We start from the raw sequence: 15,075 nt of genomic DNA, 5'->3' as shown, positions 1-15,075 counted from the left end.
GTGACCGATCAGTTGAGCTGATACGAGAACGCGGCGTTGATGCGCGGGCTGCGTGACGCGCTTTCGACCGGTGCGTCGCCCACCGGTTTGGCGACGTTCAGGTCGAGACTGTAGTAGCGGCTGTCCGTGAGCCGCACGCCGATGCCGACCGACGACATGCGGTTCGGCGATGGCGTGCCCGAGTGCAGATACACGCGCGCCATGTCGTACGCGATGTACGGCGTGATCGATTTCAGATACGTCCAGCCCGGTGTGAAACCGCGGTTGACTTCGAGCGACATCCCCCAGCCCGAGTCGCCCGACGTTTCGCCCGGCTGGTAGCCGAGCGCGTAACGGGTCGAGCCGAACGAGATCTGTTCGGATGTCGGCAGCGAGTCGGGACTGTATTGCCCGGTCAGCGAAACCGACGTGCCGATCCGGAACGGCCATTCGTTCGTCTGCGTGAACGTTGCGCCGGTGCGGACGAAGGTCAGCGAGATCGGGCTGTCTATCGAGGTCGTCGCCGTGCCGACGGTGATGTCTTGCGCTTTCGACGCGCCGAGGATGTTGAAGCCCTTTGCAACGTTGACGCTCAGCTTCTGTACCTGTTTCGGCTGGACACTCGTGTAGTCGAGCTGCATTTGCAGCACGCGGACCTGCGAGCGCGTGTCGATACTGTTGCCGTTGAGCTTGCTCTGATAGCGGTCTTCGTTGTGCGACGCATAGCCCGACACGGTACCGAGCAGGCTGCGCTGGTTGTTCAACAGTATCGGATAGGATGCCGAAAGACCGAGTTTCTCGTTCTTGACGGTGCGCTCGACGGTCGATGGCAACCCCGGGTTATCGGTCGGTTTGCCGCGATACGTGCTGGCATCGAGGCGCGTGATCAGGCCGCTGCTGCCGACGGGCACCGCGCCGCTGAACGCGAAGTAGGTCTGCTTGTCGCGTCCCGGCGGCGCGAGCGCCGAGATGCTCAGTTGCTCGCCGAACCGCGTCAGGCCGTTTTCGGTTGCGGTGATGAGGCCCTGGACGCCCGGGTGGTTGAAGTCGATACCCGTGCTGACGTTGAACGGCTTGCGATCCACCGCAAGTTCGAGCGTCGTCGCGCCGTCGGTGGTTTGCGGCGGCGGGACATTCGCTTTCACCGTAAGGCCGGGCAGCAGGCCGAACGTGTTCACGTAGCGCTCGAACGTCGCGCGGCGCAGCGGTCGGTCTGCCGTGATGTGCGCGGCGATCGCGCGAATCTTCGGTTCCATCGCGCCGGGTTTGCCGGTGACCTTGACGTCCGCCACGTAGCCTTCGACCACCGTGATGCGCACGACACCGTTCTCGAACGTCTGAGCGGGAACGAACGCGAACGACAGCGCGTAGCCGCGTTCCTGGTACAGCTTCGTCACGCCGTTGGCGGTTTCGATCAGCTCGCCGATCGTGATGTCCTTGCCGACCAGCGGTGTGAAGCGGCGCGTGATTTCCTCGAACGGCACCGACTTCACGCCTTCGACCTGGAACGTCGTCGGCGTCAGGTGTCGCGACAGCAACTCCTGCAATTGCGGCGCCTGCGGTGCGACCTGAACGGTGACGTTCGGGCCCGTCTTCGGTGCGTTGATCTGGGGAAGGGAGTCGAGCGGATTGCCGCCGACGCGCGTTTGTGCCTGTGCCGTGCCTGCTGCCGCGATGGCGAGCAGCATCATCCATCTGTCGAGTCTGGATTTCATTGTTCTTCCTCGTAGGCCTTGCTTTTCGTCTTCTTGGTAATGCCGGCGCACGACACCAGGGTGTCGCGCGCCGCGTGCCGCAATGCCGGTTGTGTTTGTACGGCCGCGTCATTCGCTCCGGCTGCGATGACGCGACCGTCCTCCTTACTTGCCAACGCTACCCAACGTACCCAGCAACCCCGTGACCGGTGCCAGCAGGCCCGTCGAACCGCTGCCCGACGACGCCGTACCCGACACGCTGCCGACCAGCGACGTGACCGGCGCGAGCGGGCTCGAGCCCCCGGACCCTGCTGCACCGCCAACCGCTCCGGTGACAGTATTCAGCAAACCGGTGACGGGCGCGAGAGGGTTTGCACCGCCTGCGCCACCCGTTGCGCCGCCGAGCGTGCCGGTGACCGTCGACACGAGATTCGTGACGGGCGCGAGCGGGCCGCTGCCCGAGCCGCCCGTTGCACCGCCGAGCGCACCCGTGAGCGAGCCGAGCGGCGTCGAGCCGAGACCCGACAGCAGGCCGCCGAGCGGGTTCGTCGAACCGGAACCCGACGACGAGCCGTTCTGGACGGTTGCCGTCGAGCCGCCGACGAGGCTCGTGATCAGGCCGGGGATCGGTGCTGCGCCGTTCGGGCCGTTCGGATTGACGAGGCCGCCCGCGTTGGTCACGGTATTGCCGACCGCGGTCACGAGCTGGCCGACGTCGCCGACGAGCGGCTGGCTCGACGTGCCGCCGACCTGTTTGCCGGCCGAGCTGATTGCGCCGCCGATCTGGCCGAGCAGGCCCGAGACGGGTTGGCCGAGGCCGGTCGTCGTGCCGACCTGCTGCGTGACCTGGCCGGCGGTGATCACGAGCGGCGTGATCGCCGAGCTGATCGGTTGCGTGACCTGCTGGACGGCGCCCGACGACAGCGTCGAGCCGATCGTCGTGCCGGCGGCCGTCAGGCCGTTGGCAACCGTATCGAGCACGGTGCCGACCGGCGTCGTGACCGGCGCGAGCGGTGCCAGCGGGCCGGTGCCCAGCGCCTTGACCGTCGAGCTCAGGCCGGACACCGTGTTGCTGGTCGCGCCGACGACGTTGCCGAGACCGGCAACCGTGGTGCCGACCGGGTCCTTCGTCGAGCCGATCTGCCCCAGCCCGTTGCTCACCGCATCGGCGGCCGCGCCGACGATCGTGCCGGTGCTGGACAGCGTGCTGCCGACGCCCTTCGTCACACCGTCGCCGAGGCCCGGCAGGCTGATGTTGCCGACCGTGCTGCCGAGGTCGGTAGCCGTCTGGCCGACCGTGCTGATGACGCCCTTGGTGCCGGTCGGCGAGCCGCTGGTGCCGCTCGTGCCGGGCGTGCCGCTCGTGCTCGGGTTGTTGTTGTCGTTGCTGCTGGTCGGCGGCGAGCTGACGCCGCCACCGCCGCAGGCGGCCAGCAGGCACGCTGCGGCGAAGGCGGTGAGGGGCACGCGCCAGTGGCGCAGGGCGACCGTCGTGATGGAACGTTGCTGGGACATGATGGACTCCTCGCTGTCTTTTCGATGAATGGGTGTCGGATTACTTGCCGTGCGTGCCGCCGAGCAGGCCGCCGATCAGCGACGTGACGGGTGCAAGCAGATTCGACGACGAGCCCGAGTTCGTGACGGCACCCGTGCCGCCGCTCAGTGCCGGTACGCCGACCGTGCTCGTGACCGTGGAGACGGCATTCGTCACCGGGGCGAGCGGGCTGCTGCCGCCTGCGCCACCCGTCGCGCCGCCGAGTGCGCCCGTGACTGCGCCGAGCAGACCGGTGACCGGTGCGAGCGGGCCGCCGCTGGTACCGCCCGTTGCGCCACCGAGCGCGCCGGTGACCGTCGAGACGAGGCCCGTGACCGGTGCGAGCGGGCCGCCGCTGGCGCCTGCTGCGCCGCCGAGCGCGCCGGTGACCGTCGAGACGAGGCCGGTGACCGGTGCGAGCGGGCCGCCGCTGCCGCCCGCTGCGCCGCCGAGTGCGCCGGTGACCGTCGAGACGAGGCCGGTGACCGGTGCGAGCGGGCCGCTGCCGCCACCCGTTGCGCCGCCGAGTGTGCCGGTGACCGTCGAGACGAGACCGGTGAGCGGTGCGAGCGGGTTGGTCACGCCGCCGGTGCCGCCCGTGAGCAGGCCGCCGACGGCCTTCACGGTGTTGCCCGTCGACGAGACGGTGTTGCCGAGGCCGGTGGTGACCGGGTTGCCGCCCGTCGATGCGAGCAGGGCGCCGGCCTGGTTCAGCCCGTTGCCGACCGTGCCGAGCAGCGTGTTGACCGGCGCGCCGAGGCCGGTTGCCGTGCCGATCGTCTGGGTCGTCTGGCCGACCATCGTCGTGATCGGCGTGATGGCTGAGCTGACCGTTTGCGTGACCTGCTGAATCGGACCCGTCGACAGTGCGTTGGTGAGCGTGGTGCCGCCGTTCGATACGGCGCCGCCGAGCGTCGATACAAGGCCGCCGACCGCGCCCGTGACCGGCGCGAGCGGCGACAGCGGGCCGCTGCCGAGGCTCGTGACGAGGTTGCCCGTTTGCGTGACTGCGCCGCCGAGCTGATTGACCACGCCGCCCGTGCTGGCGACCGTGGTGCCGACCGGATCCTTCGTCGCGCCGAGTTGGCCGAGCCCGCTGCCGAGGCCGTTGCCCAGCGCGGTGACCGCGCCGCCTACGCTTTGCACGATGCCGCCCGCGGCTTGCGTGGTGGCCGGATTGACGCCCGGCAGCGTCTGGCTGCCGATGACGGAGCCGAGACCGGAGACGGTGCTGCCGGCATTCGTGATGATGTTGCTGCCGCTTGCGAGGACATTTCCCACCGGGTTCGCCGACACACCGGAGGTGCCGGACGTACCGCTCGTGCCCGAGGTTCCGCTGGTACCGGAGGTGCCGCTCGTGCCCGAGGTTCCGCTGGTGCCGGAGGTGCCGCTCGTGCCCGAGGACCCGCTCGTGCCGGAGGTGCCGCTCGTACCCGAGGTGCCGCTCGAGCCGTTGCCGCCCGACGTGGAGATCGTGTCACCGCCGCCCGAGCTGGAGCCGCCGCCGCCGAGACCCTGGCTGATGGAGCCGGAGCCGCCGCACGCGGAGAGGGAAAGCATGGCTGCAACGGTGGCCGCGATCAGAGTCGTCCGGAACACGCCATGAGGGATAACCTTAATGTCCATTTCTTCCTCGCATTAAAAATGTGTTGTGAGCTGCATTGTGTTGAGTGGTGCGAGGACTACTCTGCAACTGTCGTGCCATTTCGATACCCGATGGGGCGGCAGCGGGTTTTAAACGAGGCAATTCCTTGTCGGAGAAGGAAATTAGGGGAATCGAAAGATTGTTGAATCTGTTTAAGTGCGGGTGAATGAGAACGGTTTCGGCCGTTTCGTAACGTAACGTCACAACATTGGCGTTACGCGTGCGGCGTAACGTGGGGCTCACCCGGGCTTGGTGGACGAGGCAACGGTTTTACTGGTGGATTAGGTGTGCACATCTAACCTATCGTAAATCCTATGTGTAAGTCGTACCGAAACGCCGTACAAATATGTTGCGCTTCGGTCATTTTTTCGATCCAGGTTGGTAAAAAAGGAGTTGGAAGTTAAATCGGATCAGATATAGAATCCGGAGCAGATGTAAGCAAATGTACGGTTCGGTACACTACGTTCGAGGAGGGCCACTATCGCGAATGTTAACTTGCATCAAATCGTGAGCAATGCCCTTCGGGGCGACCTATAAAGAAAGCGCACCCGGTTGTCGTTGCAGCAGATGTGGCGAACGGCTGGGGCAAACGGCCAGATATGCGGGGACGTATACGTATAAAAGGCCAGAAAACGTAAATACAGGCACGAGGAATAAAATGAAAGCAATCATCAAGCGTTTCCTTAAGGAAAACGACGGGGTTACCGCGATCGAGTATGGACTGATCGCGGGTCTGATCGCTGTCGCGATCGTCGCAGGGGTGACGAACATCGGCAGTAGTCTCGGTAACATGTTTACCAATCTCGGCACTTGCGTGTCATCTCCTTCGTCTACGAACTGTTCTGCCACCGCCATTCGGGCAACCCCGGCGGGTTAAGTCGACCTCTTCTTTTTCGGAAGTCGTCGTAGCGCAGTAGCGGGCGGACTACTTCGGTAATCCGCCCGCCCTTGTATCTGCTGCGGGTCGTGGTGCGATGGGACATCTCATTTTTTGCGGAGTATTTCTGGCCTGGGCGGGTTTAGTCGTGGTCAGTGATATTCGTTTCCGCCGTATTTCGAATGCGCTTGTCCTGGCCGGATTAATCGGTGGGCTCGGTGCCGCATGCGTGGCCGCGAGTCCATTTGGTATTTCGGTGCATGGAGCAGTGGTCGGCATGCTGGTCGGCCTGCTCGGGCTGCTACCGTTCTTCCTTCTGCGCGTCATGGGCGCTGCCGACGTAAAGATTTTCGCCGTGCTCGGCATCTGGTGCGGTGCGCATGCGCTGCTTTGGCTCTGGATAGCGGCCAGTCTGGCTGCAGGGTTGCACGCGCTCGCCGTGATGCTGCTGTCGCGCACGTCGCTCGGGACCTTGTGGCGGCGGCGCGAGCCGGCGCTGGTACTTGGCAGATATCGAGCGACGCCCTATGCCGCATGTCTCGCGGTACCGGCTGCTGCATGGTTGCTCTATCTGATAGCAACAGGGGGCGTGCGATGAAACGACAGGACGCGTGTCAGGGACGGCGACGAGAGCGTGGCGCGACAGCGGTCGAGTTTGCGATCGTGTTCCCGCTGTTCTTCGTGATTTTTTACGCGATCCTGAGTTTCGGAATGGTTTTCGTCATTCAGCAAAGCTTGACATTGGCTGCCAGCGAGGGGGCACGAGCAGGGTTGAGCTACGCACCGGATCTCACGACACGCGTCGCGAACGCAAAGACGACTACACAGAACGTCCTTGGTTGGCTGAACAGCAGTCCGCCTAACGTGGTGGCGCAGCAATGCAACTACAACGGAACGCCCACGCCGCTGTTGTATTGCCTGACAGTCACCGTGAGCTATACGCCCGATAGCTGGATGACCATCATGCCGTTCCTCGGGACAATCATGACCCAACCGCTGACCGGTACGGCAGTGGTGCAAATCCCGCAGTCCATGCTGTGAGTTCGACATCATGAAGCGATAGGCATGTCACACGCAAATCGCACGGCAAGAAGAGAAACTAACTGGATTTTTATTCCGGCATCCATACGACAACATGGCCAATAACTTAACGAAGATCATTGCGGGGCTGCTGATTGCGATAGCCGTTCTGCTCGGAATCTATGCATGGGTGCTCGGACGCAGTGCTTCAAGTCCCTCGCCGTCCCAGCCTGTGACGGTGGCAACTGCAGTGCCGGTCGTGATTGCAACGCGTATTTTGCCTGGGGGGCAGCCGATTTCGGCCGACGCGCTGAAGATTCAATCGACTGTGTCGGCGCCGGCAGGCGCGTTCAACGACCCGGCTGCGCTTGTCGGCCGCGTGCCGACTCGGGACATTCCGGCCTCGACGCCGGTCGTTGCAGATGCACTGGTGTCGGGGCTTGCCGAGGACGTGCAGCCTGGCGAACGCGCGGTTGCGGTTCGTGTCGACGAAACGAACGCGGTCGGTAACCGGCTGCGGCCCGGGAATTTCGTCGACGTGTTCCTCAACCTGAAACGCGAAGCTGGCAGCACGATGCTTGACAGCGAGGTTTCGCAGACACAGGCGCGGCTTCTGTTGTCGAAGGTTCGGGTGCTGTCGTTCGGTGATGCGACTGCCCAGCGCGACAGCGGCAATAACAGCGGTGGTAACGGGCAGCCGAGCGGTGCCCGCATCGCGGTGCTCGCAGTACCAACAGCGCAGGTCGATGCGCTGACGCTTGGCGAGGCGAGCGGCCGGCTGACCTTTGCATTGCGTAATCCGCGTGACGACGAGCTTGCGCTACAGACGGTTGCGGTACGTACGGACAACAAGTTGTCGCCGTCGGCGCTGGCCGCGGCAGGCGTCTCGCTGCAACAATTGTCCGGTACATCGAGAACGTCGGTAACCAGCGCGAATGTGCCGCCGTTGCCATCACATCTGCCGCCTGCGCGGCCGAGCGGGGGCGGAGGCAGTATCGAAGTGATTCGCGGCGGCCGGTCGGAAACGGTTGCCTATTGAACCAGGTCGACGGCCATCGATATCAGCGACGACGAGCAAAAGGCCGCGCGACGGTCTACCAAACGATGAAAAACACACTGATTGCATTCGCGATTGCCATCTGCACCATGACTTTCACCTCGTTCGCGAGCGCGAGCGCTACGATCGAACTTGCGGTCGGCGCACAACGGCAGATTTCGGCGGGCCGTACCCTGCAGCGCGTCGCGGTTGGCGACCCGGCAATTGCCGACGTGCTGATCATGAAGAGCAGCCGCTCCGGTTCCGTGCTGCTCACTGCGAAGGCTCCCGGTGCAACCAACGTGATGCTGTGGGAGCGCGGCCGCGATGAACCAACGATCTGGAACGTCGAGGTGGTCGATGCGGCCGCACAAGCCGTGCTCGACAGTGCTACGCCGCGCGTGAATGCATACGGCGGCACGGCTGTGCTGCAAGGCTCGGCCGCGTCGCTCGAAGCGCATGCGCGTGCGGCCGCGGTCGGTAAGAACATGAGTGGAAAAGGCGCAGTGATCGACCGTTCGACGGTCCCCGGCAAGAGTGTCGTGCAAGTCGACGTGCGGGTCGTCGAATTCAGCCGTTCGGTACTCAAGCAGGTCGGATTCAATTTCTTCAAGCAAAGCAACGGTTTTTCGTTCGGATCGTTTTCTCCGGGAGGCGTGCAATCTTATAGCGGCGGTTCAGGCCCGGGGACCGGGGGGTACGTTCCGACGCTCGGATCGCCAGTGGCGTCCGCATTCAACCTGGTCGTGAACGCGGCCGGACGCGGCATCTTTGCCGACCTGTCTCTGCTGGAGGCGAACAACCTGGCACGCGTGCTGGCCGAGCCGACACTGGTCGCGCTGTCCGGGCAGAGCGCAAGTTTCCTCGCGGGCGGTGAGATTCCGGTGCCGTCGCCGCAGGGGCTCGGTTCGACGGCGATCCAGTGGAAGCAATACGGTGTCGGACTCTCGTTGACGCCGACGGTCCTGAGTCCGAGCCGGATTGCGCTAAAGGTCGCACCGGAATCGAGTCAGCTTGACTTCGTGAACAGTGTGACGATCAGCGGCGTTGCAGTACCCGGCATTACGACGCGCCGGGCGGACACGACTGTCGAGCTGGGTGATGGGGAGAGCTTCGTTATTGGCGGCCTGATCGATCGCCAGACGATGTCGAACGTGAGCAAGGTACCGTTGCTCGGCGATCTGCCGATCATTGGGACGTTCTTCAAGAATCTGAGCTATCAGCAAAACGACAAGGAACTGCTGATCATCGTGACGCCGCATCTCGTCGCGCCGATCGCGAAGGGCGCAGTGTTGCCCGCGACACCCGGTGAGTTGTCCGAGCAGCGCGACGGGCCGGTCTGGAAATCGTATCTGGGCGGAGCCGCATCGCCGGACGCTGCTCCCGGATTTTCGAAATGAGTGCAATGTCTCGCGGCTTGCGATGCATCGCCACGCCTTGTGTAATCGGGGGTGTTCGACATGAATGCGCGAATTCAATCATTGTGTGAACCTGCCGTGACTGACTATTTCGTGTGTGCGTCGCAGCATGAGGCGCATGTCCGCTGGCTGGCCGATACGCTCGTATCGGCCGGCGCGGTCGAGGTCGCGTCGCTTGAGCCGGGTATGCTGGCGCAGCGTATTACGGGCCTCAATCCGGCGCTCGTCTTCATCGATTTCACCGACGGCAGCGCGGCGGCGAGCATTGCCGCGGCTGCTATTCGCGCCACGCATCCGGGGCTGCCGATTGTCGCGTTGGGTTCGCTCGCAAAGCCTGAGAGCACGCTCGCCGCATTGCGTGCTGGCGTTCGCGATTTCATCGACGTGTCGGCACCGCCGGAGGATGCATTGCGGACGACGCGCGGGCTGCTCGCGAATGTCGGCGAACCAGCGAGCCGACACGGCAAGCTTCTCGCATTGCTGGGCGCACGTGCCGGCATGGGGGTAAGCACGCTCGCGGCGAATCTCGCCGTATGGCTACAGAAGCGCGCGGCGGCCTCGGGAGTGGATGGTGTGCCGAATGGCGGTACGCCGGCCGGCCGCCAGACCGCGCTCGTCGACTTAGGGCTACCGGCAGGCGATGGCGCCCTGTTCCTGAATACTCGCTGCGAATTCCATTTCATCGATGCGGTGCACAACCTGCGCCGCATCGATAGGACTTTTGTGAATACCGCGCTGAGTCGACACGAGAGCGGCGTGGCGTTGACGACGCTGCCAGCCGATCTCGGTGCGCTGCGCGATGTCTCGTACGCGTCGTGTGCCGGTTTGCTGAACCGTTTTCGCGCATTCTTCGATCAGCAGATCATCGATCTTGGCGGTTTCTCGAATCGCGAATTTGTGGCGCAGATCACGAACTCGGCTGACGAGGCGTGGCTTGTTTGCGATCAAGGTGTCGCGTCGATTGTATCGGCGGCCGATTTGCTCACCGGCCTGCGCGACGCGGGTGTCAATACCGATCGCGTACGGCTCGTCGTCAACCAGTACGACCCAGCGCTCGACCTGTCACCCGCGCAGATCGCGGAGCGCCTCGGCTTGTCGCTGGTCGGTACCTTGCCGTCGCGCCGTGTTGCGATCGGTCACGCGGCGAACCGGGGGCGACTCATCGTCGATACGGCGGAGCGCGACCCGTACGTGCGCGCGCTCGAGTTGCTTGCCGCGCGGCTGCCTGGTGTGTCGGTCAAATCGGCCGGTCCTCGTTCGGCGGCCGGTCTGTCCGCGCTGAAGCGCTTCATTCAACCCTCGTCCAAGCGGTCGTAAGCGATGGCACACGACATTCAATTTGCCGACGGCGCAGCGCCGTTCTCCCAGACGCAGCAATTCCATGACATCAAGAATGCCGCGCATGAACATTTGCTGACGCGCATCGAAGAGCTGGGTGCCGAGTTCGGTCGATGGTCCAGACAGGCGATCAATCAGTTCGTCGACCTCGAGATCGACAGCTTCGTGCGCCTTCGTCGCATTCCGCTCAACGAGAACGAGGTGCGGACGATCGCCGAGGCCCTGACGAAGGAACTTGCGGGCTTCGGGCCGATCGAGGACCTGCTTGCGGATCCGGCCGTCGAAGACATCCTGATAAACGGCTACAACGACGTGTACGTGTCCCGTCACGGGATCCTCGCAAAGCTGCCCGTGCGCTTCACCGACAACGCGCACCTGCTGCGGATCGTGCGCCGAATTCTCGCGCCCATCGGCCGCCGTCTCGACGAGTCGAACCCGATGGTCGACGCGCGATTGCCCGACGGCGGCCGCGTGAACGTTGTGATTGAACCGCTGTCGATCGACGGCCCAGTCGTATCGATCCGGAAGTTCCGTAAGGATCCGCTGAAACCGTCCGACTTGCTTGGCAACGGAACGTTCAACGAAGAGATCAACACGTTGCTTCAGGCGGCAGTCGAAGCGCGTTGCAACATTCTCGTATCGGGCGGTACGAGTTCCGGCAAGACATCGCTGCTCAATGCGCTCGCGTTCCATATTCCGGAGATCGAGCGTGTCGTGACGATCGAGGATACGGCCGAGTTGTCGCTGAACCACCCGCATGTCGTGCGGCTCGAGAGCCGACCTGGCGGGTTCGACGGTACCGGCGTCGTGTCGATCCGCGACTTGCTGCGCAATACGTTGCGGATGCGTCCGGACCGGATCATCGTCGGCGAAGTGCGCGGCGGCGAGGTGCTTGAAATGCTGCAGGCCATGAACACGGGGCACGACGGCTCGATGGGTACCGTGCATGCGAGTTCGCCGCGCGAGTGTTTGTACCGTCTCGAGATGCTGGCGGGTTTTGCCGGCTTCCAGGGTACCGAATCGAGCCTGCGCCGGCAGATCGCGAATGCGATCGACTTCATCGTGCAGATCGGGCGCCTGTCGAACGGGCGGCGTCGGATCCTGTCGATCACCGAAGTGACCGGGCTGTCCGACAACATCATCGCGATGCAGGAGCTTTACCGCTACGAAGCGCGCGTGACGCCGGAGGGCGAGGAAGTCGACCACTGGGAGACGCTCGGCATTCATCCGCATTCGCCGAAGCTCGCGCGCTTCCGTCAGACGTTGACGAGCGGCGGGTTCGGCGATGGCGGCTTTGGCGGTGGCGGGTTCGGCCGAGGCGGCGGGGGCTTCAATGTATAGCGCGATGGTATGGGTGCTGGCGATCGCGATGCTATGCGTCGCGGCTGCGATGATGTTGTGGCGTCACGCAGAGACCCGGCGCGTACGGACCGACGCGAAACGCTTCATCGACAGCCGGCTCGAACCGGGTGCACGCGTCGCAGCACAGACGGCACGTGCGCCGGCGGCTGGTGCCGTGCGAGCCGCGCAACAACCGGGTGCGGCACGGAAGGCGTCGTCTGACGCCTTCGGGGCGCACTGGTATGCGATCGCATCCGAATATCTGTCCAACCTTGCGAGTCGTGCGGGGATAGACGATGCGCGCGGCAAGGCGCTCGTCGCGCTTGCGGTGCTCATCGCGGCTGCATTCATCGCGGGCAGTCACGGCGGCGTGCTGGCGTGTTTTGCGGCGATCATTTGTGGCAGCGCGATACTTGGCGTCTGGCTCGCGTCACGAATTCAGCGGCGACGGTTGAAGATCGTCCGCCAGATCCCGTCGTTCCTCGACGGGATCGTGCGTCTCGTGACGCTGGGCAACAGCGTGCCGGCTGCTTTCCAGTCTGCCCTGTTGACGACCGAGGAGCCGCTGCGTGGCTGTCTCGACGTCGTGTCGCGGATGCTGCGCGGCGGTATCGAGATCGACCGCGCCATGATGCACATCGCGAAGATCTACCGGACGGAAGAGTTTGAGCTGGTCGGCTCGGTACTGCGCTTATCGGTCAAATACGGTGGTCGCGCGGATGTGATGCTTGAGCGGATGGCCGTATTCATGCGCGATCTCGAGCAAGCCGAGCGTGAATTGACCGCGATGTCGTCGGAGACGCGGCTGTCCGCGTTCGTCCTCGTCATGCTGCCGATTGCAATCGGCAGCTTCGTCGTGATGACCAATCCGAAGTATCTGTACGGGATGTGGGGCGATCCGAGCGGGCGGTCGCTGCTCATGATCGCGTTTCTGGCCCAAGTGGTCGGCAGCATATGGCTGTATCGAATGGCTCGGCTCAGGTGAGGCTATGACGGCAACTCAAATCGGAGCGATTGCGTTGGCCATGGGCGCGCTTGGGGTACTGCTGCTCGGTATGGTTGCGATGTTGCGGGCGAATGCTGCGGCGCGTGCCGAACGAGCGTTGGTCGATGCGCTGGATCGACGCATGGCTGCACGTGAGGCAGCAAAAGCGCAGCCTGCGCAGGAGGGCGATGCGCCGGCGAAAGCCAACGTGCGCGGCGGGCAACGTATCGAACGTTGGCTAGATCGCCTGTCGGCGGCAGGCATGCGCTGGCTGGATACCGGATTCGGCAAATACGCGGTCGCGGAAGAGGACCGTCGCCTGCTGGAGCAATGCGGATATGTCGATGCACGCACGCGCGGGCTATTTCTGAGTGCGCGGGTCGCGTGCGGGATTGCGTTGCCGCTGCTGTTCGCTATCTTCGCGAGCGGGCGCACGAAAGGCGGTATCTGGATGGTCGGCATGTGCGTCGCCTTCGCGCTCGGCTTCATGCTGCCGAAACTCTATGTACAGCGCCGCGCAGCATCGCGGCGACAGAGCGTCGTCGACGAACTACCGCTACTCGTAGACATGTTGCGTTTACTGCAAGGCGTCGGTCTGTCGCTCGATCAAAGCCTCCAAGTCGTGACGAACGATTTTCGCGGGATGCTGCCGGTCCTGTCGTCGGAGGTGGGAATCGCGCAGCGTCAGTTCGCTGCGGGCCGTACCCGCGAGCAGTCGCTGCAACGGCTGTCTAGTGGATTCGACAACGAGGACTTGCGCGCGATCGTACGATTGATGATTCAGGTCGACAAGCATGGCGGTGCGGTGCAGGAACCGCTCAAGCAGTTCGGCGACCGTTTGCGCGAGACGCGTCGAGCGATGCTGCGTGAACGGATCGGTAGGTTGACGGTAAAGATGACGGGCGTAATGGTGCTGACGCTGTTACCCGCCCTGCTTATCGTAACGGCAGGGCCAGGCATGCTGGCGGTGATGCGCGCGTTGTCGTCGCAGCATTGAAGGATGGAAGGACAGACGATGAAGCGAATCGGCAAAGGGGTAACCCGGGCGAGCATGCTGGCGGTGGCGCTGCTGCTCAGCGCATGCGCAACCAAGGAAAGTGGGTATGGCGTGGGCGCGCAGACCGAGCGCGCCGCACTGATGCAAGCAGCAGATCAAAAGCAGTCCGTGCCGGATACGCCGGGGATGTATCTAGGTCTGATTCAGCGAATGCAAGCGCAGGGCCTCTATTACGCTTCGCTCGCGCACATCGATGCATATGACAAGACATACGGTGTCATGCCGGAATCGATCCTGTTGCGTGCGGATGCGCTACGGATGACCGACCAGCCGGCCGCCAGCGCGGCCGCGTACGCACAGTTGCTGAAGACGCCGCTTGCCGCGCGCGGTTATCGCGGGTTGGGCTTGCTAGCCGGCGCCGCGGGCGATTTCGACCGTGCCGTCCAGGCGCTGACGCAGGCGTCGGAGCTCGCGCCGACGGATCCGTCGTTGCTGTCCGATCTTGCTTACGCGAAGTTGCGCAGTGGCGACGTCGTCGGTGCGCGAGTGCCGCTGATGAAAGCAGCCGAACTCGATCAGCGCAATCCGAAAATTGTCAGCAACCTTGCTCTGTATCTGTTTGCGGCAGGACGTGCGCAGGATGCGCAACGGTTGATGAACCAGCAGCATCTGTCGACGGAGATTCGCAAGGACATCAACGGTGACGCCGCGAAGATTGCTGCAGCAGTGCGTGCGCAGCAGCGCGCAATCGCGACGCCGCCGGTTGTGTCGCGGCGCGGTGCGACGACGTCGATCACGCCGATGGCGAACAACTTTGGTTACGACCAGACTGTGCCGCTGCTGCAACGGTTTGCACAATGAACAGATATCCGGGGAACGACATGAACGACAACACACTCAATCGAAGTGCATGCGCGGGCCGGGTTGCGACGCTGATCGCGATCATCTGCCTCGTAACGGGTTCCGGCGCCGCATACTGTCAAGACGCCGTGACACTGGGTGCGTCCGACGTCGGTCGCTCGACCAAAGATTGGCTCGCGATGCAGCGCGACAATCGCGCGGCGGCGCCGACGCAACCCATGTTCGGCGAGGTCGCGTCGCTTGCGTACCAGCGCTATCTCGATTCGTTCAAGAACAAGATTCCCGATTCGATGAGTTCGCAGCTCGGCGCAGTGGGTGGCATGTCGGGCGGCGGGCAGGGCGCGCAATAA

The 15,075-nt window shown here is 63.8% G+C and carries 14 protein-coding genes; 11 read left to right on the top strand and 3 right to left on the bottom strand.

What is annotated here, in order from left to right:
• Window positions 1–8: 8 nt before the first annotated feature.
• The 3 genes from WT24_RS01345 to WT24_RS01335 form a co-directional block, all read right to left on the bottom strand.
• Window positions 9–1,694: a ShlB/FhaC/HecB family hemolysin secretion/activation protein gene (locus WT24_RS01345; protein ID WP_059499044.1), complete on the bottom strand. Its 1,686-nt coding sequence runs from the start codon at window positions 1,692–1,694 to the stop codon at window positions 9–11.
• 144 nt (window positions 1,695–1,838) lie between these two features.
• Entirely contained in the window at window positions 1,839–3,188 is a 1,350-nt protein-coding gene (locus WT24_RS01340) for a collagen-like triple helix repeat-containing protein (RefSeq protein ID WP_059499043.1), read from the bottom strand.
• Between the two features lie 40 nt (window positions 3,189–3,228).
• A complete protein-coding gene (locus WT24_RS01335) occupies window positions 3,229–4,833 on the bottom strand; it encodes a collagen-like triple helix repeat-containing protein (protein ID WP_060030623.1) in 1,605 nt (534 codons plus the stop codon).
• Between the two features lie 677 nt (window positions 4,834–5,510).
• Between WT24_RS01335 and WT24_RS31865 the strand changes: the two genes are divergently transcribed.
• The 11 genes from WT24_RS31865 (at window position 5,511) to WT24_RS01285 (ending at window position 15,075) form a co-directional block, all read left to right on the top strand.
• On the top strand, window positions 5,511–5,729 hold the full coding sequence (locus tag WT24_RS31865; protein WP_082742047.1) for a Flp family type IVb pilin: 219 nt from the start codon (window positions 5,511–5,513) through the stop codon (window positions 5,727–5,729).
• Between the two features lie 97 nt (window positions 5,730–5,826).
• Window positions 5,827–6,327, top strand: a complete 501-nt coding sequence (locus WT24_RS01330) for a prepilin peptidase (protein WP_060030620.1) — start codon at window positions 5,827–5,829, stop codon at window positions 6,325–6,327.
• Window positions 6,324–6,770: a TadE/TadG family type IV pilus assembly protein gene (locus tag WT24_RS01325; protein ID WP_060030615.1), complete on the top strand. Its 447-nt coding sequence runs from the start codon at window positions 6,324–6,326 to the stop codon at window positions 6,768–6,770. Before WT24_RS01330 ends, WT24_RS01325 begins: the two co-directional genes overlap by 4 nt.
• Window positions 6,771–6,864: 94 nt before the next feature.
• Window positions 6,865–7,788, top strand: a complete 924-nt coding sequence (gene cpaB / locus WT24_RS01320; RefSeq protein ID WP_060030614.1) for a Flp pilus assembly protein CpaB — start codon at window positions 6,865–6,867, stop codon at window positions 7,786–7,788.
• 65 nt (window positions 7,789–7,853) lie between these two features.
• Complete coding sequence (locus WT24_RS01315; RefSeq protein ID WP_060030681.1) at window positions 7,854–9,185, top strand: type II and III secretion system protein family protein; 1,332 nt, start codon at window positions 7,854–7,856, stop codon at window positions 9,183–9,185.
• A gap of 60 nt (window positions 9,186–9,245) precedes the next feature.
• The gene (locus WT24_RS01310) at window positions 9,246–10,520 is read left to right on the top strand and encodes a fimbrial protein (RefSeq protein ID WP_060030677.1); all 1,275 of its coding nucleotides are present in this window, start codon (window positions 9,246–9,248) and stop codon (window positions 10,518–10,520) included.
• A gap of 3 nt (window positions 10,521–10,523) precedes the next feature.
• Window positions 10,524–11,882 carry a CpaF family protein gene (locus WT24_RS01305; protein WP_060030611.1) on the top strand — a complete coding sequence of 453 codons (1,359 nt, stop codon included), beginning with the start codon at window positions 10,524–10,526 and terminating at the stop codon, window positions 11,880–11,882.
• Window positions 11,875–12,867, top strand: coding sequence for a type II secretion system F family protein (locus WT24_RS01300; protein WP_060030608.1), 993 nt, complete (start codon window positions 11,875–11,877; stop codon window positions 12,865–12,867). The genes WT24_RS01305 and WT24_RS01300 overlap by 8 nt, the downstream gene beginning before the upstream one ends.
• A gap of 4 nt (window positions 12,868–12,871) precedes the next feature.
• Window positions 12,872–13,864, top strand: coding sequence for a type II secretion system F family protein (locus WT24_RS01295; RefSeq protein ID WP_060030605.1), 993 nt, complete (start codon window positions 12,872–12,874; stop codon window positions 13,862–13,864).
• 18 nt (window positions 13,865–13,882) lie between these two features.
• Window positions 13,883–14,725, top strand: a complete 843-nt coding sequence (locus WT24_RS01290; RefSeq protein WP_060030670.1) for a tetratricopeptide repeat protein — start codon at window positions 13,883–13,885, stop codon at window positions 14,723–14,725.
• A 20-nt stretch (window positions 14,726–14,745) separates the two neighbouring features.
• Window positions 14,746–15,075: a DUF3613 domain-containing protein gene (locus tag WT24_RS01285; RefSeq protein WP_060030674.1), complete on the top strand. Its 330-nt coding sequence runs from the start codon at window positions 14,746–14,748 to the stop codon at window positions 15,073–15,075.

Source organism: Burkholderia sp. MSMB1078WGS (genome assembly GCF_001528895.1).
In the GTDB taxonomy this organism is placed as follows: domain Bacteria; phylum Pseudomonadota; class Gammaproteobacteria; order Burkholderiales; family Burkholderiaceae; genus Burkholderia.
The sequence above is the reverse complement of the archived record's forward strand: the minus strand, read 5'-3'. Positions and strand labels throughout refer to the sequence as shown.

Excerpts from the sequence above, each read along its gene's own strand:
- WT24_RS01345 (WP_059499044.1), bottom strand. The coding sequence starts at position 1,694 with ATGAAATCCAGACTCGACAGATGGATGATGCTGCTCGCCATCGCGGCA.
- WT24_RS01340 (WP_059499043.1), bottom strand. The coding sequence starts at position 3,188 with ATGTCCCAGCAACGTTCCATCACGACGGTCGCCCTGCGCCACTGGCGC.
- WT24_RS01335 (WP_060030623.1), bottom strand. The coding sequence starts at position 4,833 with ATGGACATTAAGGTTATCCCTCATGGCGTGTTCCGGACGACTCTGATC.
- WT24_RS31865 (WP_082742047.1), top strand. The coding sequence starts at position 5,511 with ATGAAAGCAATCATCAAGCGTTTCCTTAAGGAAAACGACGGGGTTACC.
- WT24_RS01330 (WP_060030620.1), top strand. The coding sequence starts at position 5,827 with ATGGGACATCTCATTTTTTGCGGAGTATTTCTGGCCTGGGCGGGTTTA.
- WT24_RS01325 (WP_060030615.1), top strand. The coding sequence starts at position 6,324 with ATGAAACGACAGGACGCGTGTCAGGGACGGCGACGAGAGCGTGGCGCG.
- cpaB (WP_060030614.1), top strand. The coding sequence starts at position 6,865 with ATGGCCAATAACTTAACGAAGATCATTGCGGGGCTGCTGATTGCGATA.
- WT24_RS01315 (WP_060030681.1), top strand. The coding sequence starts at position 7,854 with ATGAAAAACACACTGATTGCATTCGCGATTGCCATCTGCACCATGACT.
- WT24_RS01310 (WP_060030677.1), top strand. The coding sequence starts at position 9,246 with ATGAATGCGCGAATTCAATCATTGTGTGAACCTGCCGTGACTGACTAT.
- WT24_RS01305 (WP_060030611.1), top strand. The coding sequence starts at position 10,524 with ATGGCACACGACATTCAATTTGCCGACGGCGCAGCGCCGTTCTCCCAG.
- WT24_RS01300 (WP_060030608.1), top strand. The coding sequence starts at position 11,875 with ATGTATAGCGCGATGGTATGGGTGCTGGCGATCGCGATGCTATGCGTC.
- WT24_RS01295 (WP_060030605.1), top strand. The coding sequence starts at position 12,872 with ATGACGGCAACTCAAATCGGAGCGATTGCGTTGGCCATGGGCGCGCTT.
- WT24_RS01290 (WP_060030670.1), top strand. The coding sequence starts at position 13,883 with ATGAAGCGAATCGGCAAAGGGGTAACCCGGGCGAGCATGCTGGCGGTG.
- WT24_RS01285 (WP_060030674.1), top strand. The coding sequence starts at position 14,746 with ATGAACGACAACACACTCAATCGAAGTGCATGCGCGGGCCGGGTTGCG.